Origin of the sequence: Halalkalicoccus jeotgali B3, from assembly GCF_000196895.1 — an archaeon.
GTDB classification, from domain to species: Archaea; Halobacteriota; Halobacteria; order Halobacteriales; family Halalkalicoccaceae; genus Halalkalicoccus; species Halalkalicoccus jeotgali.
Map to the genome: position 1 here is coordinate 1901206 of NC_014297.1, position 20001 is coordinate 1921206.

A 20001-nucleotide genomic window follows, 5' to 3' on the forward strand; every position below is an offset into this window, starting at 1 on the left:
GCCCAGAGTATAAAATGGTTCGGGCGTGTCGAACCGGTTCCTCCGGACCGGCGTTCGGACCCCGAATCCGGACGCGTCGGTTGTCCCGCGTTTCGTTCGCCGGTTCGATATAGCCGAACGACTCGGGCGTTCCCGCCCCGACCGCCCCCGTCCCGCGTCCGTGACGGGCAGAAGATTACACCAGTACTGGTGTAATTATCCCTGTCGGCACCGGACGAGCGTCGACGAAGCGCCGCGAGACGGCGCGATTCGGTTCGGCTCAACGAAACCACGGTCGTTTCACGGAATCGTGAGGGTCGGTATCGTGCCACCAACTTTTTTATGCACCGCCGGTGTACTGAGGAGCACATGACGCGGTGGAACGACGGGACCGACGCGACCGCGTCGGTCAGCCCCGACATAACCGAGGAGACGAACGCACTACCGGCCAGATACTTCACCGACCCGGCGGTCCACGAGATGGAGAAGGAGAAAAATCTTCTCCAGATACTGGATGTACGCGGGCCACGCGACCACCATCGAGGAGCCCGGCGATTACTTCACCCGTACGATCGGTGGCAAGCAGATCGTCATCGTTCGCGATAAGGACCGCGAGATACGGGCCTTTTACAACGTCTGTGCTCACCGCGGGTCGAAGATGGTCGAGGACACGCCGATGACCGACCCGGGCAACACGAACGGGATCCGGTGTCCGTACCACCTCTGGACGTACGATCTCGACGGGCGGCTCCGGAGCACACCCCAGAGCTTCGAGACGGCAGGGATGAACCGCGACCTCGAGGACGAGGACGTCCCCGAACTCGACCCGAAGCGAAACGGGTTGATGGAGGTACACCTCGATTCGATCGGCCCGCTCGTGTTCGTCAACTTCGCGGACGATCCGGCCCCCCTCGCCGAACAGGCCGGCACGCTGAAAGAAGAACTCGAGTCGTTCCCGCTCGAGGAGTACGAACTGGCCCGCCGCTACGTCTCGGAGGTCGAGTGCAACTGGAAGACGTTCAGTGGAAATTATTCGGAGTGCGATCACTGTCAGGCCAACCATCAGGACTGGATCAAAGGGATCTCGCTCGCTGAATCCGAACTCGTCGTCGACGACCACTACTGGGTGTTGCATTACACTCACGACGAGGGCGTCGAGGCCGACGAGGCGCTGGTCGAGGGCGAGGCCCGGTTTTACTACTTCTGGCCGAACTTCACGCTTAACATGTACGGCAACGCCGACGGCTACGGCACTTACATCATCGATCCCATCGACGAGGGGCGCTTCCAGTTGATCGCGGACTACTACTTCAGGGACGAGGAGTTGAGCGACGAGGAAGCGGAGTTCGTCCAGTTGAGCCGCAAGCTCCAGGAGGAGGACTTCGAGCTCGTCGAACGGCAGTACGAGGGGCTGAAATCGGGTGCGCTCGCACAGGGGCAACTGGGGCCGAACGAACACACCGTCCACCGCCTCCACCGCCTCGCACAGGAGGCCTACGAGGCCTGAGGATGAGCGACCGGGACCGGGATCGGCAGTCGTTCGTCGTCTGCGAGGCGTGTGACGTCACGAAGGCGGTCGAGGACCCCAACGACGCGGTGTCCTTCTACCGGCGTCATCACTCGATCACCGCCCACGATGTCGAGTGGGGGTGGGCCGACTTCAAGGGGCTCGACGCCGGTAGATCGGACGAGGACCTCGTCTCGGTGATCGCCGGGCTCGAAGAGCGCTTCGCAGAGGGCGTGCCGCTGGGCCTCCTCAGCGCGGCGATGGCGGACCGGGGCCGAACCGTCGGCGAGACGCTGGCGGCGGTCCGGTCGCTCCGCCTGGAGGGCGAACTGTACGAACCGCGCGACGACCACGTCCGACTCACTCGATCGCCGACCCGAGCGTGACCGGTTCGAGGGGTATCTGTCGTTTAGATCGTAATACGCGTTGTCGAACTTCTACACGATCCTTTCCATGATCGGATAGGAAAATTGCCGGAAGGTTCGGGCGACCGTGCACGCGGGCGCTTGCGGCGGCGAAGGCAACGATCACGGGACGGGTAATTCAAAATCGGATCGAGGACGAACCGATTTCGGGCACCTGATACAGGGTCGGTGCGGGGGTATCAGTGACCGGAGCGATCGTCGAACCTATCGTTCGAATACACTATTCAAACTCTCGAACTGAGAGCGGATCGGTCCAAAATCAGAAACGCCTCGCGTTCGAACCGACTAAACCTGTTGATTGAGTAACTATTTGTCGGTGCGGGTCGGTATGGACGGTGGGAGGATCCATCGATGTACCAGACGATACTCGTTCCGATCGACGGCAGCGAACCGGCAAACCGGGCGGTCGAGCACGCCCTCGACCTCGCGGAGAACTACGGGGCGGCGATCCATACGCTGCACGTCGTCGATACGGCCCGCTACGGCGAACCGACGCTGAGCAGCGCCGAGATCGTCCTCAACGAACTCGAAGAGCGCGGCTACGGCCTCCTCGAGGAGGTCGCGGATCTGGCGGACGACCGGGCGGTGGTGGCCGGGACCCGGCTCTGTCGGGGGCGGCCACAACAGGAGATCCTCGAGTATGCCGACGAGATCGACGCCGACCTCATCGTCCTCGGGAGTCGGGGACAGTCCCACCAGCTCGGCGGTCACATAGGTAGCGTGGCCGAGCGTGTCGTTCGGAGCGCGGACCGTCCCGTCCTGACCACGTAGGTCGCCAGATAAGTTTCAATTCGCCGTCGCGACCGGGGGATTTTCTACGGGGGAGGACCTACGTGAACCATGGGTTCCCTGCGTTGGGTACGGATGGAAGGGGAGGAACTGGACGCGTTTCTCGGCCGGGGCGGGACGGGCGTGCTCTCGTTTTCGACCGAGGGCGAGCAGTCGCCGTTCTCGATCCCGGTATCCTACGGCTACACCGCCGACTCCGGGACGTTCTACTTCCGGCTGGCGTTCCCGCCGGGAAGCACCAAGGCGACAGTCATCGACAGGCCCGTCACGTTCGTCGTCCACGAGCACACCGACGAGGGGTGGCAGAGCGTGGTCGCGTCGGGACGGGTCGAGGGGATCGACGGCCAGCCCTACGAATCGACGGTCGTTCAGGAGCTATGGGCGGTCCGGATCCCGTCGGTCGACGTCTTCGACCGACCTCCCGAGGACGTCGCCTTCCGTCACTTCCGACTGGTCCCCGAGACGCTGCAGGGCCGAACTGAGTTTACCGACTGATCTGTGTACAGACGTACTCGGCGTTGCGGCGCTCGACGAGGCCGTTGCGCGCGAGCGTCCGGAGCAGCGGGTACAGGGTGACCTTCCGCATCCGGAGGCCCGTCTGGAGTTCGTCTATCGTCGCGCCGTTCTCGACGATCAGATAGAGGTAGACCAGTTTCGCGCCGGTCGATCCGACCTCGTCGGGAAGCGTCGCGACCGGTCCGAGACGGTCTGGCTGGGGGTCCATCGATGGACTAGTTGACCCGCTGTCACGTAAACGTACCGCCAGTGCCGCCAGCGTGAAAACGGCGTGCGATCGCGGGCGTCAGTCGTCCGCGTTCGATCCCGCGGGGTCACGCTCCGAGGCCTCGAACAGGCCGCCGACGGTCATCACGGCGCCGAGCAACACCCAATCTTTGATGATGTAGACGCCCTCGAACGACGGCCCGTACGGGAAGTACGAGAACGTCTGTTCCGGGAACACCGCCAGCGGCAGCATGACGACCGCCGCGTGGGACGCCAGCAGGACCGCCGCGAGCCGGAGGGTCCGCCGGGAGAGCAACGCGAGGCCGACCGCGACCTCCCAGCCACCAAGGGCCACCCGAAAGACCTCGATCGGCACGAACGGGAACATCTCGGCGACGAGTCCCGCGGTCGGGCTCGTTCCCGTCATCGTCAGCAGGCCGAACCAGACGTAGACGGCCACTAGCGCGTACCGCAGCATCGTGAGGCTGTGGTCCTCAACGAACGCGAGGAACGTCCGTTCGATCTCCGCGCCGAACTCGGCCATGCTCTGTCGTGTGGTTCGGTTCAGGGTGTCGTCGGATTTCAGGCTCATTGGTCGTCCTCCAGATCGACTTTGGCTAACACGACGAGACCGCTACTCAACAGCACCCAGTTCTTGATGATGTACGCCCCGATCGCCGTCGGAATGAACGGGAACTGCGAGAACGTCATCCCGGGTGCACTGAACAGCGGGATCATCGTCCCGAGCATCTGGAACACCATCAGGTACACCGCGAAGCGAAGGGTGCGGTTGAACAGCAGGCCGACGCCGACGAGGGCCTCCCACCACCCGAGAACGGGGAAGAAGATATCGAACGGGAGGAAGAAGATCCCGGTTTCGACGACTGGGTTGGCCGGACTCACGCCGAAGGGCTTGACGATCCCGAACCAGAAAAACACCATCGCGAGTGCGTATCTGAGAAACGAAACGCCGTGGGCGGCGAACCACGTCTCCAGTAAGCGATCCGCCCCACGGAGCTTTCTCTGTATCGACCCGACGAACGACAGTCCGGCGTCCGTCGGTTGGTCGCTGTTCACGTCTGCGCTCATGGTCGAGTAGGAATCGGTCGGTCGACGGATATAAACCCTCGCGCTGGATTTTTCGGCTCCATACCACCTAGTATAGGAAACCCGTTCTGTCGTAATCGCCCGACTGCATGGGGATCTTTGCGGAAGTATAATTGCATGTCCAGAACGGTATGTGACGGTTCGGGTAGAAGAACGCGTTTCAAAAGTCATCATTGAGACTGAATTGTTGGATCGTGTTCAGGTACGGCTCTCCACTGTGGTGACGAACATGCGTCGTGGCGCCGTTGCGGACCGAACCCCGTCCGAACGCCCGAAACCGTCGCTTGGAGGCCCGTAAGCCGATTCGACCGGCCACCGTGTGGATCGGTGGCTCGCCTCATCAGGAGGACGGCCCCGGTCCGACTGTCGTAGATGATACTCGATTGAACAGTCCGGCGTGGGCCTGCCGGGGAGCCGTCAGTTCCGGGTCGGGCTCCTCGAAACGACGCCGGACACACCGTGAGGCGGTCGGGCGGTATCGAGCGGCCTGGCGAGAGGGGGCGGCCGGTAGGCACGACCTGACGGTCGTCCGCCGAGGACCGGCGGCGCACGGACGCCAGTAAGTGGACGCTACGGACGGCTCGCGGGTCCGTTCTCGATAGGAGACCAATTACAATCGGGCTATCACGAGTGGAGGTGAGTGCTGGAAGCGGTCCAGTATCGGAGGATACAATGTCAGACAACTCAGACAGACTTACGGACAACGGATCCGAACCACAACCCGAATCACGAACCACCGACTCCTCGCGCCGGCGTGTACTACAGGCGCTAGGCGGGACGGCTGCAGCACTCACCTTCGCGGGCGGCGCCAGCGCTCAGGAGATGGACGACGGCGACGTCGAGTACAACCCGACCGAGAACCAGCGCCCCGAAGGCCCACTCGGCGACGGGGACGGACTTTCGTACAGTCGCTTCAGCGATCAGGTCACCGACGGGACGTACGTCATCGTCGACGAAGGTAACATCACCACCGAAGAGGGCGGGTTCATGTCGGTCCACATCGCCCGCCCGGAAGAGGACATCGCGGACGTCGGGTTCATCAACCCCGAGGACGGTAGCCCGCAGAACGCCGCGGCGACGATTATCGGCTACTCGGAGTACCTCGAACCCGGCGTTCACCAGAACATCAAAGTCCCGATCCTGCAGGACGAGGAGCTGCAGGCAGTCTCGGGCGAACTCGACCGGCTCCCGGAACCGGCCGTGTTGGTCTCGTTGCCACACGTCGACAGCAACGAGAACGAGGAGTGGGACTTCTTCGACGAGGGCGACCCGGACAGCGCCTACGGCTTCGAGGGGATCGGCGCGCCGACCGACGGCTCGTTCGGCCCGCCCGGCCCCGACCGCCCGACCGACATCGCGGCCGTCGTCCCGCTCGAAGAGAACGTCGAGGAGTTCCACATCGCCCGACCCGACGACGGGCTCCACAACGGTGAACTCGAGGACGACGACAACAAACACGACGACGACGACTGATTCCCGACCGACACCGCCCGCCATCGTTTTTCGACACTCGCGTGGTCGCGTCCGGCCACGCGGTCGCGATTTATCGCCGATTGATCCCGGAGTCGTGACGCCACTTCTCGCGCTGGTGTCAAGCGATCCGTAACAATGCGGCGTGGCCCGCTCTCGAAGACCGTGTCACACAGTTCACCGATCAGTCGTCGACGGATCCTCCGGTACGGCGCCACCGGGGGCGTACTGGCGCTCGCGGGCTGTCTCGCGGACGGCAGCCGGGAACCGGACGACCCGGACGACCACCGCGACGAGAATCGCCGGGACGACGGGTCGGACGGCGGGAGCGACGACGGGGCGAGCGGCGACGAGGACTCGACGCCCCCGGAGCCGCCGGACGGCGGGGCGGTGGTGTTCGTCTACGACGACGGCCCGATGGAGGATTACACCCAAGCGTTGCCGGCCCACCGGCGTTTCGACGCCCCGGCGACGGCCGGGATCGTCAGCGACTGGGTCGGGCGGGACGATTACCAGGACAACGGCTGTATGGACGTCGAGCATCTCGAAGAACTGGTCGATGCCGGCTGGGAGATCGCCTCCCACACGACCGAACACATCGCCGTCGGCACCTTTCCCCTCGTCGAGGACGCTCACCCCGACGACACGCGCATCTACCCCGAGGAGATCCGCCACGGCTATCACCGGGACAGGACCCTCGAACTTACCGACGGCGAACGGACGATCCACCGGACGGTCGCGGATTACGGAACCGACGACACCGGGCGGTATATCGATCTCGACCGGTCGCTCGGGGATACGTGTGCCGCCGGCGAGACCGTCATCAGATACCCCCAAGAGCAGGTCGACGCCGCCCTCCGCGAGTCGAAGCACACGCTTGAGGGACTTGGGTTCGATATCGGGACGTTGCTTGCGCCCTACGACAACTTCGACGAGTACTCGCGGGAGCTCGCCAGCGAGTACTATTCGGGGATTGCAAACGCCCGCCACGGCAAGCGGGTGAACGCCCGCGAAGGGTTCGACCCGTACCGGACGCGTCGGGATTACTTCATCGAGTACACGGACCGCGAGTCGGTCAAACGCGACTTGGACGAGATCGCCGAGACGGGGGCGCTCGGTGTAATGGGTGCGCACACGTACAAGGAGGAGGTGAGCGAGGAGCGCATCCGGGAGACGCTCTCGTGGGTCCACGAGCGCGAGATCACCGTCCTCACCCTGCGCGAGGCCATCGAACGCTACGCTTAATCGGCGCTGCGCGCGCGGTCGGGTGCGAGGTGGGCCCGGAGCTTCGCGTAGCCCTCACGGAGGACCGGCGCGCCGTCGAACAGCCAGAGGCAGACGGCGAGGGCGGCGATCCCGAGCTGGAAGACGGTGTACGCCGAGAACTCCATCGAGAGGAGTTCCCGACCGAGGTCCTGTGAATAGGGGCCGAACAGCTCGAGAACGCGGTCGAGAAACCCCTGACTGTGGTCCGTCGTCGAGCGCTCGCCAAGCGGCCAGATAACGGGGTACAGCGAGATCTCGCCCTCCTCGACGTAGATCGGGAGCAGGTCCCCGAGGAGATGCGAGAGGTAGCCGATCCCGAAGGCGAGGCCGATGTCGGGGCGATTTGAGGTCCACGCTAACAGGCCGACCAGCGCGACCAGCGGGACGGCGAAAAAGACCGAGTGGGCGATGGCGTACCCGCTCGAGAAGATCCCGAACTGCCACGCCAGCGGTTTGTCGATCAGGTCGGGGCCGCTGGAGGCGACGACCAGCACTAAGACGGGGAGCGCGGCGGGCGTTCGCCCCAACCAGAGTCGGCTGGCGATCGAGTACAGCAAGTAAGCGAAGAGTGCGTGTTCCCATGGCCACATACCGGAGCCCTCGCCGGGCACGGGGTTAGTTATCGAGCGCTTACTCCCCGGTCGGCTCGGTTCCGGGCTCGTAGACGTCGACCCAGAGGTGCAGTTCACGGTAGGGTTCTCCGATGGGCGAATCGCTGGTGTACAGGAGGTACGCCAGTCTGAGATCCTCCGCGACGATGTCGGGGGTCACCCCCTGTTCGATGTAGGCCGACTCGCCGGGCGCGACCGAGACGGTTCGCTCGGTACGGTCGCCGCGTTCGAGGAGTTGGGCCGAGTCGCCCTCCGTATCGACGCGCTGGAGTTCCGCGACGACGGTGTAGGTCGTGCGGGCGTGTTCGTAGTTCTCGATGCCGACGATCTGGGACTGGGGTTCCCCCGCCGTGAGGACCGTCCGGTAGTCGCCGGCGACGTACTCGCCGCTTTCGGTCCGCGAGAGCAGTTGGAACTCGGTGAAACGCTCGCCGTCGCCGGGGTCACTGATCGCGTACGCGAGGCTTCCGACGGCCGCCACGATTGCACCCCCCAACGCGAGATCGGCGAGAAAACCGCGCCGGTCGGTCCGTCGGTCGGCCACCTCGGGCACGACCGTTTCCCGCGGGGGCAGGTCGAAGCGACGCGGGGCCGACAGCTCGCGCCGCCGGAGGTATCCGAGAGCCATCGTGACGACGACGAAACCGTCGAGCACGCCGAGTAACATCAGCGTCGAGGGCGGGTTTAGCCGGCTGAACAGGTATCCGAGCAGGTACAGTACGGGCACCAGTGCGACGCTCACCCCGAACGAGAGGACGGCCCGCTCAAGCCGGTCGATCCCGCCGACCGTCGAGTGCTCCGCGTCGGGTCGGCCCGGGAACAGGACGGTCAAAAGGGCGTATCCCGGGGCGAACAACAGGAGCACCAACCCGGGGACGACCCGAAGGGATTGCCACGGTGCGAGAGCGATGATCCCGTTTGCGACGAGTAAGAACGCCGCGACGAGCGGTACGTCGGCCGGAACGCGCCGGTCGGGAGGTCGCCGCCTCGACCGTGTCATGGTCGGATCGGCCCGCGTCGCGCTCGGAGGTGTCGATCCATGCCGGGACCAGGCGACCGACGTGGTTCGTTATTGATCCCCTACCGGCGATATGCCCGTCGTACCTCCTGGGTCGTTCGATACGAACCGCCGGCGGCGAACCGCCGACCACCTCCTTGCTAGGGATGGGCAAACAGTAACGAGGAGGGCCACCGTATCAGGAGTGAGGAATCATGAGTTCGAACAGACCACACACGTCGAGTCTCGCGGAGGTACTCGATCGCATCCTCGATAAGGGCGTCGTCATCGACATCTGGATCCGCGTCTCGCTCGTCGGGATCGAGATCCTCACGATCGAGGCCCGCGTCGTGATCGCTTCGGTGGACACGTTCCTCCACTACGCGAGGGAGATCTCGAAGCTCGAACGAGCGGAGGAAGAGGGGACCCTCGAAGCCCTCGAAAGGGTCGAGATCACGCCCCGCGAGGAGCAGGTATAGCCGGATCCGACCGGCCGAGTCGGCCGGGTTCGCTCGGGATCAGACGTAACCGAGGGCCTCGAGGCGGTCTTCCATCACGTCTTCGCCGACGGTTCGACCCTCCGAGACGGGGTCCTCGGCGACGATCTCCTTTCGGCGCCCGGTCTCGTGGACGAGCCACGGCACTTTGATCAGGTTCTCGACGTGAATCCCTTTCGGGTGTCCCCAGACCCGCATGGGGATCGGAAAGGCGCGCTCGTCGAAGAGGTTACCGTGGTCGGAGGTGACGACCGTCCGGCCCTCGAAGGCGTCCATGAGGGATTCGGCGTACGGGAGGACCAGTTCGAGGTTGTCCGCGTAGGCGTCCCAGACGGTCTCGCGGGGAACGTCGAGTCGTCCGTCCGTGAGTCGGAGCCAGAAGACGTCTTGGCCCTGTTCGGGGTCCTGGACGTGGCCCTTATCGAACGTCGTCTCGGAGCCGACGAACGGGTAGTGGGGCTGGAGGTAGTGGACGAACAGTCGCTTGTTGGGGTAGCGCTCGGCAGCCTCCAGTGCGTACCGCGTCGTCGTCTCGGGCAGGACGGTCCCGTACTCCTCGTCCCAGCCGTCCTCCATCCAGACGTGGATCACGTCGTGGAACGTGGCGTCGAGTTCCTCGCGGTACCGATACAGCTGTGGGTTCGCCGTCACGTAGACGGTATCCAGGAGGTCGCGCCCGGCGACGTTGCCCCGGAGGAACTCGGCGGTGCCCGACCCGCGGGACTCGCGGGCTTCGAGATCGCCGGGCAGCCTCGAGTGGCGTTCGAAGAGGTCGTAGCGACACGCGTCCAGAAGGATCAGCGAGTCCCAGTCCTCGGCGAAGACGTCCACGCCCGAGGTGTTGTACGCCCGCCGATAGCCCCGCCGGTAGAACAGGCGGTTGCACTCGAGGCTGATCCGGACCGGGTTCGCGAGCGCCCGGCGGATCTCGAAGGCGGAGTACATCACCAGACCACCCCTATCAGGGCGATGGCTCCTCCGGCGGCAATCCGCTGAGTGGAGACGTATCGCAGGACGCATCCGCGTTCTCGGCCGGTCCGGTCGGTGCTGGCAGCCAGTACGATCACTCCGATCCCCATCGCGAGGAGGAGCTTCACTACTCGGTGATCCATCTCCCTGTCCGGGCGTACAACAGTTGGGATAATAACAGTTCCTAGGAGGAGTACGGAGAGAACTGAGCACTATAGAGTGCACTCGGATCGGAACCGACGGACGTCATCCGGTCAGCAGCGCCTCGAGGTCGCCGAGCGTAATGACGTCGATCTCGCCGGCGGCTTCCCGGTCGTGGATGTGGCGCATGATCGCGTCGAACTCCTCGATGGGCGTCTCGTCCGGGATCGCGTGCCAGAACAGCCCGCCGAACCCGCCCCACTCGACGAGGTGATCGAGGTACGCGCTTGCGCTCGCGAGGGTTCGCTCGGAGGATCGCCCGACGTGCGTGGCGTTGACCGGCAGGCCGTACCCGGGCTCGCCCCCGACCATCGCGACGGCGTGGTGGTCGGTTACCAGATCGTAGCTCGACTGGTCGTAATCGCCGTACGGGTACGCGAAGTACTCCGCCCCTTGTTCGAAGCCGTTGTCGAGCAGCCACTGCTTCGCGCCGGTGATCTGGCGTTCCTGCTCGGCGGGCTCGGTCTCGTCGAGGTAGACGTGGTCCATCAGGTGGCTCCCGAACTCCCAGCCCACCTCGCGCAGCTCGTGCATCTGCTCGACGTCGAGTCGGCCCTCGGCCCCGATGCTGTTGGTGTTGACGAACGAGGTCGCGGGGATCCCGTAGCGTGACTGGATCTCGAAGGCCTCGGTGTACTGGGACTCGTGGCCGTCGTCCCACTGGATCATCAGTTTGGGCGTCTCGGGGAGCGGGAGGGCCTCCAGTCGATCCAACCAGATCGTCGCCTCCGGTGCATTCTGGAACTGTGCCTGGATCCGGATACGCTCGATCGCACCGAGATCGGGGGCCTCCTCGGTGAGCAGGTCGTACGTCCCGGCGTGGAGCCTGATGAACTCGGCGTCGGCGCTCGTCTCGAAGACCCGCGTCCGAAATCGGAGGGCGTTCTCGGCCCCGTCCAGCACGATCAGGTCGACCGACTGGGAGGGGAGGTCCCCGGCGTGCACCCGGAAGGTGATCGCCGGCCGGTGGCTCGAGAGGTCGAGGTCGAGCGGACGCTCGATCCGGGCCCACTCCTCGGTGGGACCGGCGTCGATCCGCGCCGACTGTGAGCCGCTTTCGCTCCCGGCGTCGGCCGAGAGGTCGCCCGCCTGGCTCTCCCACGCGTCGAGGTCCTCGAACGAAAGCAGGGGCGTGACCCCCGCAGGTCGGTCCTCGGCGTCGGCTCCGGAGGATCCGTCGTCGGGGGCTGATTCCCCCGCGCTCTCGCTTCCGGTCTCGTTCTCGCCGTCGTCGCGCGTCCCGGCGAATTGGCCCGTACAGCCCGCGAATCCGGCGATCCCCGACGCGAGGAGGAACCGGCGGCGGTGCAGACTCATGGGTGTTGGTCCCCCTCGGGGGCCCCACGTCGGCGCGCCCCGGCGCGCTCGTCCCGGTCAGCCGATCGCGTTGTCCTCCGTCCGTCTCCTCGCCGTAGTGGTCGGAACACGGTCGGGCTTTCGACCCCATCAGTATCGGTATCCGTGCCTTGAGCGGTGAAATCGTCGCATTACTCGGCCGACCCCTCGGGTCCCGCCGTCTCGATCTCGAAGCGCATGTCCTTGCCGCTGAGGGCGATTTGGAGGGCGGATTCGTCGAGCAGGAGTTCGTCGAACGGGGTGACCGACCCGTCCGATTGAAGGCGCGCTTCGAGCCCGTTCTCGCCGAGATGAAGCGTGATCCGGTTGCACGCCGTCCGAAACCGACGCTGGCGCTTTTGGTCCTCGGTGAACGTAATGGACTCCTCGAGCAGGTCGAGCTCGACGAGCTCGTTGACCCGACGGTAGATGGTCGTTCGGGAGACCTCACAGACCTCGAGGAGGTCCTCGATAGTGACCGGTTCCCGGGCGCCCGCTCGGAGTATCGCCCGCGCGGAGGCGTCCCCGAGGGCGTCGAGGAGGTCCGAGCAGCCGGTCGTGACCGTGGTGTCCGTCGTCGATGCAGCCGGTTCGTGGATGAGGTCGTTCTGGATCATGGTGGTGTCGGTGGTGGCGTCGCTACTGTGTGTTCGTCTGTCCCCGCAACCGGCCCGCTGGCGGCGGGTCCTTGGACTCACGGACTGCTGAGGCCGACCGTGTCGGCCGGCCGTCCACATCCTTCCATGACTGGTTAGTTAATTAACTCTTTCCCCGACAGGGTCGAACACCGACGTTTACGGCGCGGCCGGACCGCCGACGGCGATTCCCTGTACACCGGCCATAACAATGCCCGCACGCCCCCCAGCGTCCGGGGAGTTGATTACAACGCATGAAGACGCTCGTCATCGGACTGGACGCCGCCTGCGAGCGGGTCCTCGACCCGCTGCTCGAGTCGGGGGTGCTGTCGAACCTCGCCTCGCTCGTCGAGGAGGGCGCAAGCGGCCCGCTCGAATCGCAGATCCCCCCCTGGACGCCGAGCGCGTGGCCCTCGCTGTACACCGGCGTCAACCCCGGCAAGCACGGCGTCTTCGACTTTCTGGCCTTCGAGGGCTACGACTGGGACGTGATCAACGCCACGCACGTCCGGTTTCCCGCCATCTGGGAGGTACTTTCCGAGCGTGGCCTGCGAAGCGTCGTCGTCAACGTACCAGTGACCCACCCGCCCGGCGGGATCGATGGGGCGGTAATCCCGGGTTACACCGCCCCCGAAGAGCCCGCCTGTCATCCCGAGGGGATACTGGAGGAGGTCCGCGAGGCCATTGGCGAGTACCGGGTCTACCCGCCTCACGGGAGCGACGTCGGGAGCGAAGAGGCGATCGCGAACTACCGCGACCTGATCGCCTCGCGGGGGGCCGCGTTCCGATATCTCTGCCGGGAGTTCGACCCCGAGTTCGGCTTCGTCGAGTTCCAGTCGACCGACACCGTCTTTCACGAACTCGCGGGCGATTCCCGCGGCGTGGAGGCGGTCTATCGCGCCGTCGACCGGGAGGTCGGCTCGATCCTGGGGGCCTGTGAGCCCGCGAGCGTCTTCATCGTCAGCGATCACGGGATGGGGCCCTACGAGGACTACGAGTTCCGGGTCAACGAGTTCCTTCGCCGGGAGGGCTACCTCGAGGCGGTCGCCGGACGCGAGGGCGGGATGCCCTCGTGGGGGACGATCCACGAGCGGGCCCAAAGGGACTCCTCGGGGGCCGGTGCGGCGCTCAAACGCGCCCTCTCGCGGGCCGCGCTGGCGGGCGCACGGGTCGGACTGACCAGCCAGCGCGCCCACGGGCTGCTCGACAGGGTCGGCCTCGCCGAGCCCGTCGCGCGGGTCGTCCCCACCGACCTCATCCGGGCGGCGACCGAGCAGGTCGACTTCGCCGCCTCACGGGCGTACATGCGCTCGCGGACGGAACTGGGCGTTCGGATCAACCTCGCGGGGCGCGAACCCGACGGCGTCGTCGCCTCCGAGGACTACGAGTCGGTTCGGGCGGACCTGATCGAGGCGCTCTCCGCGGTGTCCACCCCCGACGGCGACCCGGTCTTCGAGACGGTCGCCCCCCGCGAGGAGGTGTTCTCGGGACCCCATTTGGAAGACGCCGTCGACGTCGTGACGGTCCCGCACGACTACGAGCAGTTCCTCTCGGCGCGCCTGCTGGGCGAGCCCTTCGGCGAGCCCGAGGAACCCTGGAACCACAAGCGCGAGGGGATCATCGCCGCCGTGGGCAAGGGGGTCGACTCTAGCGCGGACCTCTCGGGTGCGCACCTGTTCGACGTCGCGCCGACGGTACTCGCCTCGCTTGGCGTTCCCCACGACGAGCGAAGCGACGGGCGGGTCCTCCCCGTGATCGAGGGCGTCGGCACCGAGCGCTACGACGGCGTCGAGGGCCATCGCCGTCGGACCGACTCACAGGCCGTCGAAGACCGCCTCTCGCAGCTCGGCTATCTGGAGTGATTCAGGGGCGACGCCCCTCGATTCCGGTGACGAAAACGGCCCCGTCGAGGATTGTCACCGTCCCGTCGACGGTCCGGGTCAGAAACGCCGCCAGCGCGCGGCGGAACGCCGGCGAGTTGCGCTCGGGGGCCGGTGCCGTCGCCGCGCGGTCCCGACTGTTGAGGTACGTGTACGCGAACGCCCGCCGGAGGCTGTCGGGACACTCGGACAGATACGCCGGCAGCGTCGTCAGCGTGTTTGGGTCCCCGACCGGCACGCCGAGGGTGGCGAGCACCCGCCCGAGCGCCGTCGCCGCCTCGCGGGGCTCCACACGATGGGGGGCTCCGCCACAGACCGGCTCGTACCCACAGCCGATACGCTCGAAAGCCCGGTCGAGGCGCTCGTAGTCGGTCCCGTGGCCCACCTCGAAGAAGGGGGTGTAGTCGGCCTCGACTCCGCCCGCCGAAAGGGCCCACGCGACCAGCTTGTTCAGTCCCGCGAACGCCGGCGAGTCGTACGAAACGTCGAGCCAGCCCCGGCGCGCGGCTCGCTGGATCTCCGCGACCATCGTCGCCGGGCTACAGCCGTCGGCCGTGGCGTCCGCGGGTAGCGCGACCATCGACGCGATCGCGTCGGGCTCGACCTCGGGGTGGGCCACGGCGAGTTCGATACCCCGCCGGTAGCCCTCGCTGTCGAGCCATGCGGCCGGACCCGTGTGGCTCGCGACGTCGAAGGCCGTCACGGCTCGTGGTGACACTCCACTCTCCCGAAGCATATCAGTCGGCAAGGCGACGTTGGACGAAGTAATTTCGGTCCATTCTCACGCGGCCGGACGGGTACGGCGAGCCTATTCGTTCTGGCGAACGGCCGGACGTATAATCACGCGATACCAATGCCTCCCGGACCGGAACCACCGACGTATCGACGATGAGATCCGCTACTACCCCACACGCGGCCGTCCCCTTCGGTTTCCGAACCGACCCTCGATCGAGCGGATCCCCGGGAGGTGAGTGCTGATGTGTGGCATCATCGCCCGGATCGGCACCGACGACGCCGTCCCGAGCCTCCTGTCCGGTCTCTCGAACCTCGAATACCGGGGCTACGACTCGGCCGGGATCGCGCTGTTGAACGGCCACGGACTCGAGGTATTGAAACGCGAGGGCGAGATCGACCGCCTCCTCGAGCGCGTTTCCCGCCGCGCACCGAGCGCCGAGACCGGTATCGGCCATACCCGCTGGAGCACCCACGGCCCGCCGACGGACGTCAACGCCCATCCGCACACGGACTGTACGGGGACCTTGGCGGTCGTCCACAACGGCATCATCGAGAACCACGACGCGCTGCGCGCGCGCCTGGAGGCGGCGGGCCACGGGTTCGAAAGCGACACCGACACCGAGGTCATCCCACACCTGATCGAGGAGCACCTCTCGGCGGGGCGTTCGACGGAGGAGGCCTTTCACGCCGCGATCGACGAGCTATCGGGCAGTTACGCCATCGCGATGGTCCACGAGGACGAGCAGGCGATCTACGCCGCCCGAAACGGCTCCCCGATGGTGCTCGGGATCGCCGAGGACGCGCTGTTCGTCGCCAGCGACGTGCCCGCGTTCCTCGAGTTCACCGACCGGGTCGTCTATCTGGAGGACGGCCACGCCGTGCGGGCCACCTCGGAGGAGTATACGATCACCGACGGCGACGGGGTGGTCCATCGTCCGGTCAGGACCGTCGACTGGACCGCCGAGGCCGCCGAGAAGGGCGGCTACGACCACTACATGAGAAAGGAGATCCACGAACAGCCAACCGCGCTCCGCCAGATCCTCGAGTGTCACTCTTCCGGCGAGGGACTTCCGGATCTCGATTCGGCGTTCCTCGATGGAATCCGGGAGGTCCAGTTCGTCGCGTGTGGGACCTCCTACCACGCCGCGCTCTACGGCGAGTACGTGGCCACCGAACGGGGGATCCCCGCCTCGACGCACCTCGCAAGCGAGTACGCCACCCACGCCCGGCCGGTGAGCGAGGGGACGCTGGTCGTCGCGGTCACCCAGAGCGGCGAGACCGCGGACACCCTCGGGGCCATCGAGACCGCACAGCGGGCGGACGCGCGCACCCTCGCGGTGACGAACGTCGTGGGCTCTTCGGCCGCGCGGGTCTGTGACGGGGCGCTGTACATCCGTGCGGGCCCCGAGATCGGCGTCGCCGCCACCAAGACCTTCTCCTCGCAGGTCGTCGCGCTCTCGCTGTTTGCGGACCAGCTCGCGGGCGAGGACTCGCCCAGCGGGCCGGTCGACTTCGGTTCGCTTCCCGGGGGCGTCGAGCGGGTCCTCGAGACCTCCCGGAGCCGCGATATCGCAGAGCGCTATCGGGGCCGGGACGCCTTCTTCTTCATCGGGCGCGGCGTGGGCTACCCCGTCGCGCTCGAAGGGGCCCTGAAGTTCAAGGAGATCTCCTACGAGCACGCCGAGGGCTTTGCGGCGGGCGAGCTCAAACACGGCCCGCTGGCGCTGGTCACTCCGGCGAGCGTCGTCTTCGCGATTTTTACCGGCCAGGACGACGAGAAACTGTTGGGCAACGTCCGGGAAGCCCAGACCCGCGGCGCGACGGTCGTCGCGGTCACGGACGGGACGAACGAGGAAGTCCTCCGGCAGGCCGACGACATCCTTTCGATCCCCGAGGCTCCGCCGACCGTCGCAGGGTTGCTTGCGAACGTCCAGCTCCAGCTCGTCTCCTATCACGCGGCGGCGCTACTGGGTCGCCCGATCGACAAGCCCCGTAACCTCGCAAAGAGCGTCACCGTCGAGTAGGCGGCTCCTTTTCGTCGCCTGCGGGCGGTAGGTGCCGGATAACAATACCCGGATCGGCGAACACTCGGACGATGAGGGCAGACCCACCCCCGCGCATCGACCGGAGCATTACCCGCCGTGAGTACCCCCTCCCGCGCCCGCCATGACCACGAGATCGGTCGGCGCGGTGTGTCTCGCTCTCGCGCTCGTCGCGACGGTCGTCCTCGCGGGCTCGGTCCCCGCGAGCCGGCCCGCCGCGGCCCAGCAGGGTTCGTACGTCGTCGAGCAGGGCACCCAGTGTGAGGTCATTACACCCCTCTCGGGCGAGGGAACTGCCGCGGAGCTATACGACTACCGGAGCCACGTCAGCCACGAAACCGACTACGCCTACGGCTCTCACGGCACGACCGACCTCCAGCGCAACGATGTGAGTTCGCTCTTCCTCTACGAGGGGGCCGACGGCCTGAGCCTCGTGATCGTCCACGACCGCCTTGACGGCGGGACGCCCGGCGGCGCGGCCGAGTTCGAGGTCGTCGGCCTGCCGGCGAGTGGAGAGTGGACCGTCCAGGACGACGACTACAGCGAACACGCAGACGACGTCTGGACCCACGGCGACGTCTGGAGCGAGGTCGCCTGGCTCTGGGGGGACGACCGGACCGACGGCGGGGCTTACACCGGCCTCGGCGGGGACTTCGAGGTGACGATCGATCCCGCGTTCAACGACCAGCAGTCGACCTTCTCGCCGGACGGCAACGTCAGCCGGATCGACGTCCTCTCGGGGGATCGCAGCCAGCCCGACCGGATCGCGTTGGGGAGCATCGACGCGCCGCTCGTGATCCGCTCTGGCACCTGCGGGGACCCGACGGTCAGCTACGACCGGATCGACGACGGGATCCTCGCGACCGTCGAGGACACCGGGGGCGAGACGGCCCGCCTGCGCCCGCCCGCCGAGGGCGGAAACGGCGTCCGGTACGACCGCCTCTCGCTTTCCGCCAGCGGGCAGAGCACGTTCAGCGGGACCGCCGACGTGGAGGTCGCGATGAATGCCGCCGAGGGCGGCCCCGAGGTCCCCGACGAGGACGGCGACGGGAGCGCAACGGCGCTCTCGACGCTGACGGTCGATGATAGCGCTTCGGAGGGAAGCGTGAGCGACCCGACCCTCTCCTTTAGCGTCGAGAAAGCGACCCTCGCGGGTCAGGACGCCACCGCCAGCAACGTCGCGGTCTACGAGCGCGCCAGCGGGAGCTGGGAGCGGACCGCGACCGAACCGGCCGGGGAGACCGATCGGTTCTACTCCTTCGAGAGCAGTCCCGGCGGTTCCGGGGAGTTCGCGGTCGTCCTGGCCGAGTCGCCGATCGAGGCGACCGAACTCTCGCTGGACCGCGAGCGGATCGACGCCGGCGAGACGGTCGAGGTGACCGCGACCGTCGAGAACACCGCCTCGGTCACCGAAACCCAGCCCGTCGAGTTGCTGGTCTTCGGCGCGGTGACCGGCACCGAGGAAGTGACACTCGAGCCCGGCGAGACTACGACCGTTAGTTTCTCCCAGCGCGTCGACGCGCCGGGCACACACACCGTCGAGGTCGCCGGCCAGACCCAGCAACTGACCGTCAAGGGCGAGGCGCCCGCCTCCGGCGATTCGGAATCGGCGGCGAGCTCCTCGAACGGTTTCCTCGCCATTGGAATCGGGCTGGTCGTGCTCGTCGCACTGGCGCTCTGGTGGCGCCGCTCACCGGAGTAACGAGTAGGCCGTTTTCGCGATCGTCATCGCGGGACCGTTCGATTCGATCACGTAGTAGGGCACGAGGTCCGCCGAGAACTTCGCCTTGTACCGACAGAGCCGCTCGGTGTTCGCGCCCATCAGGTCGTACTTATACACGTTTTCGAGTTCGGGGTCGGTCGCGAGGTCCTCGAGGATGCGCCAGTGGAGTGCGCTGTTGACGCTCGTCCCCTCGTAGGTCGCGCGGGCACCCCCCTGCCAGAAGTAGGCCATGTCGTTCGAGTACAGCACGGTAATTCCGCTCAGGAACCGGCCGTCGGGATCGCGGGCGACGTAGACCCGTGCGCGATCCCCGAGCGCTTCGAGGAGGTCCCGGACGTAGGGCCACTCGAGCGCGAACGGCTCGTCCTGCTCGGCGTAGCGCGCCCGGGTGTCCTCGAAGACCGCACGCGCCCCGTCGAGACCCTCCGTCTCGATCCCGACCGAAAGCTCCTCTGCGTCGCGGATCTCCCGGCGGAGGCTCTTGCTGAACGACGAGAGCAGCGCGTCGGTGTCCCCGTCGACCGCCAGCACGTAGGTGAAGGCGCTCTCCACGTCGAAGTCCGTCCACCGGTACGGTCGGGGATCGTCGTAGGCGGCGGGACACTCCATCCGGAACAGGGTTCGCGAGCCCTCCCCCACCAGATGCTTGACGACCGCCGCGGTGAACTCCCGGTTGAGCTTCTCGCGTTTCCGTCGTTTGGGGCTGGTCGGCATGAGAAGCGGGCCCAGTCGGGGGACGCCCATCCCGGGCGGCGGCGAGAACACCGCCGTTCCGACGGCACTTTGCCGGACGAAGGCAGGAACGAGCGCCAGCGGCTGCTCGCCCTTTTTCGCCCCCAGCAGGTGGAGTTCCCCCGCTGCGTGCTCGGCGAGGACGGAAAGCGCCTCGGGCGTATGAAAGACCTCACAACCGTCGGGTACCATCCGCTCCCACTCGGCGAGATCGATGCGTTCGACGTTCATCTTACCTGTACCACCGAGGAACGCGGGTTTGTTATCCGGGCCTTACCTTCGGACAGCGTGCTCGTTCCTGAAATCGACGGCCACGCATCCAGCACGGGATGGGTGTAGCCATGCCCGAGAAAACGGGTAGTTCAGTGAGTCAGTATA

General features: G+C 66.4%; 20 protein-coding genes and 1 pseudogene. 10 read left to right on the plus strand and 11 right to left on the minus strand.

The window, feature by feature from the left end; translation table 11 throughout:
• The first annotated feature begins 348 nt into the window (after positions 1-348).
• From HACJB3_RS09915 to HACJB3_RS09930, 4 genes and pseudogenes are all read left to right on the plus strand, one after another.
• A pseudogene (locus HACJB3_RS09915) lies at positions 349-1486 on the plus strand (aromatic ring-hydroxylating oxygenase subunit alpha).
• A gap of 2 nt (positions 1487-1488) precedes the next feature.
• Entirely contained in the window at positions 1489-1872 is a 384-nt protein-coding gene (locus tag HACJB3_RS09920) for a hypothetical protein (protein WP_013199489.1), read from the plus strand.
• Positions 1873-2262: 390 nt separating this feature from the next.
• Positions 2263-2682 (plus strand): universal stress protein, encoded by a 420-nt coding sequence (locus tag HACJB3_RS09925; protein ID WP_008417055.1) that lies wholly within the window; start codon positions 2263-2265, stop codon positions 2680-2682.
• Between the two features lie 69 nt (positions 2683-2751).
• Positions 2752-3195, plus strand: coding sequence for a pyridoxamine 5'-phosphate oxidase family protein (locus HACJB3_RS09930; RefSeq protein ID WP_049934400.1), 444 nt, complete (start codon positions 2752-2754; stop codon positions 3193-3195).
• On the opposite strand, the gene HACJB3_RS09935 is transcribed toward HACJB3_RS09930, so the two are convergent.
• From HACJB3_RS09935 to HACJB3_RS09945, 3 genes are all read right to left on the minus strand, one after another.
• Positions 3185-3424, minus strand: coding sequence for a hypothetical protein (locus HACJB3_RS09935; protein WP_008417053.1), 240 nt, complete (start codon positions 3422-3424; stop codon positions 3185-3187). The two genes, HACJB3_RS09930 and HACJB3_RS09935, sit on opposite strands and share 11 nt — an antisense overlap.
• A 78-nt stretch (positions 3425-3502) precedes the next feature.
• Positions 3503-4015, minus strand: coding sequence for a hypothetical protein (locus HACJB3_RS09940; RefSeq protein WP_008417052.1), 513 nt, complete (start codon positions 4013-4015; stop codon positions 3503-3505).
• The gene (locus HACJB3_RS09945; protein ID WP_008417050.1) at positions 4012-4512 is read right to left on the minus strand and encodes a hypothetical protein; all 501 of its coding nucleotides are present in this window, start codon (positions 4510-4512) and stop codon (positions 4012-4014) included. Before HACJB3_RS09945 ends, HACJB3_RS09940 begins: the two co-directional genes overlap by 4 nt.
• Positions 4513-5202: 690 nt before the next feature.
• Here HACJB3_RS09945 and HACJB3_RS09950 point away from each other — a divergent pair.
• Positions 5203-6003 carry a twin-arginine translocation signal domain-containing protein gene (locus HACJB3_RS09950; RefSeq protein ID WP_238532751.1) on the plus strand — a complete coding sequence of 267 codons (801 nt, stop codon included), beginning with the start codon at positions 5203-5205 and terminating at the stop codon, positions 6001-6003.
• A gap of 135 nt (positions 6004-6138) precedes the next feature.
• Positions 6139-7245, plus strand: coding sequence for a polysaccharide deacetylase family protein (locus HACJB3_RS09955; protein WP_013199490.1), 1107 nt, complete (start codon positions 6139-6141; stop codon positions 7243-7245).
• On the opposite strand, the gene HACJB3_RS09960 is transcribed toward HACJB3_RS09955, so the two are convergent.
• Both HACJB3_RS09960 and HACJB3_RS09965 read right to left on the minus strand, forming a co-directional pair.
• The gene (locus HACJB3_RS09960) at positions 7242-7856 is read right to left on the minus strand and encodes a metal-dependent hydrolase (protein ID WP_049934402.1); all 615 of its coding nucleotides are present in this window, start codon (positions 7854-7856) and stop codon (positions 7242-7244) included. The two genes, HACJB3_RS09955 and HACJB3_RS09960, sit on opposite strands and share 4 nt — an antisense overlap.
• 40 nt (positions 7857-7896) lie before the next feature.
• Positions 7897-8877 carry a DUF1616 domain-containing protein gene (locus HACJB3_RS09965; protein ID WP_008417044.1) on the minus strand — a complete coding sequence of 327 codons (981 nt, stop codon included), beginning with the start codon at positions 8875-8877 and terminating at the stop codon, positions 7897-7899.
• Between the two features lie 212 nt (positions 8878-9089).
• On the opposite strand from HACJB3_RS09965, the gene gvpA reads away from it, so the two are divergent.
• Positions 9090-9353: a gas vesicle protein GvpA gene (gene gvpA / locus HACJB3_RS09970; RefSeq protein WP_008417043.1), complete on the plus strand. Its 264-nt coding sequence runs from the start codon at positions 9090-9092 to the stop codon at positions 9351-9353.
• Between the two features lie 39 nt (positions 9354-9392).
• On the opposite strand, the gene HACJB3_RS09975 is transcribed toward gvpA, so the two are convergent.
• The 4 genes from HACJB3_RS09975 to HACJB3_RS09985 form a co-directional block, all read right to left on the minus strand.
• On the minus strand, positions 9393-10316 hold the full coding sequence (locus tag HACJB3_RS09975) for a hypothetical protein (protein ID WP_008417042.1): 924 nt from the start codon (positions 10314-10316) through the stop codon (positions 9393-9395).
• The gene (locus tag HACJB3_RS20190; protein WP_008417041.1) at positions 10316-10483 is read right to left on the minus strand and encodes a hypothetical protein; all 168 of its coding nucleotides are present in this window, start codon (positions 10481-10483) and stop codon (positions 10316-10318) included. The genes HACJB3_RS09975 and HACJB3_RS20190 overlap by 1 nt, the downstream gene beginning before the upstream one ends.
• Before the next feature lie 103 nt (positions 10484-10586).
• On the minus strand, positions 10587-11858 hold the full coding sequence (locus HACJB3_RS09980) for a polysaccharide deacetylase family protein (protein WP_008417040.1): 1272 nt from the start codon (positions 11856-11858) through the stop codon (positions 10587-10589).
• A gap of 170 nt (positions 11859-12028) precedes the next feature.
• Positions 12029-12574, minus strand: coding sequence for a helix-turn-helix domain-containing protein (locus HACJB3_RS09985; RefSeq protein ID WP_238532753.1), 546 nt, complete (start codon positions 12572-12574; stop codon positions 12029-12031).
• Between the two features lie 191 nt (positions 12575-12765).
• On the opposite strand from HACJB3_RS09985, the gene HACJB3_RS09990 reads away from it, so the two are divergent.
• Positions 12766-14373: an alkaline phosphatase family protein gene (locus HACJB3_RS09990; RefSeq protein ID WP_008417038.1), complete on the plus strand. Its 1608-nt coding sequence runs from the start codon at positions 12766-12768 to the stop codon at positions 14371-14373.
• A gap of 1 nt (position 14374) precedes the next feature.
• On the opposite strand, the gene HACJB3_RS09995 is transcribed toward HACJB3_RS09990, so the two are convergent.
• Complete coding sequence (locus HACJB3_RS09995; RefSeq protein ID WP_238532754.1) at positions 14375-15109, minus strand: hypothetical protein; 735 nt, start codon at positions 15107-15109, stop codon at positions 14375-14377.
• A 259-nt stretch (positions 15110-15368) separates the two neighbouring features.
• Between HACJB3_RS09995 and glmS the strand changes: the two genes are divergently transcribed.
• The gene (gene glmS / locus HACJB3_RS10000; RefSeq protein ID WP_049934404.1) at positions 15369-17150 is read left to right on the plus strand and encodes a glutamine--fructose-6-phosphate transaminase (isomerizing); all 1782 of its coding nucleotides are present in this window, start codon (positions 15369-15371) and stop codon (positions 17148-17150) included.
• 142 nt (positions 17151-17292) lie between these two features.
• Entirely contained in the window at positions 17293-18870 is a 1578-nt protein-coding gene (locus HACJB3_RS10005) for a hypothetical protein (RefSeq protein ID WP_008417035.1), read from the plus strand.
• Here HACJB3_RS10005 and HACJB3_RS10010 read toward each other — a convergent pair.
• Complete coding sequence (locus HACJB3_RS10010; protein WP_008417034.1) at positions 18859-19854, minus strand: lipid II:glycine glycyltransferase FemX; 996 nt, start codon at positions 19852-19854, stop codon at positions 18859-18861. The genes HACJB3_RS10005 and HACJB3_RS10010 overlap by 12 nt on opposite strands.
• Positions 19855-20001: the final 147 nt, after the last annotated feature.

Bases quoted from the DNA above. Each gene is read 5' to 3' on its own strand.
- HACJB3_RS09920 (WP_013199489.1), top strand. From the start codon at position 1,489: ATGAGCGACCGGGACCGGGATCGGCAGTCGTTCGTCGTCTGCGAGGCG.
- HACJB3_RS09925 (WP_008417055.1), top strand. From the start codon at position 2,263: ATGTACCAGACGATACTCGTTCCGATCGACGGCAGCGAACCGGCAAAC.
- HACJB3_RS09930 (WP_049934400.1), top strand. From the start codon at position 2,752: ATGGGTTCCCTGCGTTGGGTACGGATGGAAGGGGAGGAACTGGACGCG.
- HACJB3_RS09935 (WP_008417053.1), bottom strand. From the start codon at position 3,424: ATGGACCCCCAGCCAGACCGTCTCGGACCGGTCGCGACGCTTCCCGAC.
- HACJB3_RS09940 (WP_008417052.1), bottom strand. From the start codon at position 4,015: ATGAGCCTGAAATCCGACGACACCCTGAACCGAACCACACGACAGAGC.
- HACJB3_RS09945 (WP_008417050.1), bottom strand. From the start codon at position 4,512: ATGAGCGCAGACGTGAACAGCGACCAACCGACGGACGCCGGACTGTCG.
- HACJB3_RS09950 (WP_238532751.1), top strand. From the start codon at position 5,203: ATGTCAGACAACTCAGACAGACTTACGGACAACGGATCCGAACCACAA.
- HACJB3_RS09955 (WP_013199490.1), top strand. From the start codon at position 6,139: ATGCGGCGTGGCCCGCTCTCGAAGACCGTGTCACACAGTTCACCGATC.
- HACJB3_RS09960 (WP_049934402.1), bottom strand. From the start codon at position 7,856: ATGTGGCCATGGGAACACGCACTCTTCGCTTACTTGCTGTACTCGATC.
- HACJB3_RS09965 (WP_008417044.1), bottom strand. From the start codon at position 8,877: ATGACACGGTCGAGGCGGCGACCTCCCGACCGGCGCGTTCCGGCCGAC.
- gvpA (WP_008417043.1), top strand. From the start codon at position 9,090: ATGAGTTCGAACAGACCACACACGTCGAGTCTCGCGGAGGTACTCGAT.
- HACJB3_RS09975 (WP_008417042.1), bottom strand. From the start codon at position 10,316: ATGTACTCCGCCTTCGAGATCCGCCGGGCGCTCGCGAACCCGGTCCGG.
- HACJB3_RS20190 (WP_008417041.1), bottom strand. From the start codon at position 10,483: ATGGATCACCGAGTAGTGAAGCTCCTCCTCGCGATGGGGATCGGAGTG.
- HACJB3_RS09980 (WP_008417040.1), bottom strand. From the start codon at position 11,858: ATGAGTCTGCACCGCCGCCGGTTCCTCCTCGCGTCGGGGATCGCCGGA.
- HACJB3_RS09990 (WP_008417038.1), top strand. From the start codon at position 12,766: ATGAAGACGCTCGTCATCGGACTGGACGCCGCCTGCGAGCGGGTCCTC.
- glmS (WP_049934404.1), top strand. From the start codon at position 15,369: ATGTGTGGCATCATCGCCCGGATCGGCACCGACGACGCCGTCCCGAGC.
- HACJB3_RS10005 (WP_008417035.1), top strand. From the start codon at position 17,293: ATGACCACGAGATCGGTCGGCGCGGTGTGTCTCGCTCTCGCGCTCGTC.
- HACJB3_RS10010 (WP_008417034.1), bottom strand. From the start codon at position 19,854: ATGAACGTCGAACGCATCGATCTCGCCGAGTGGGAGCGGATGGTACCC.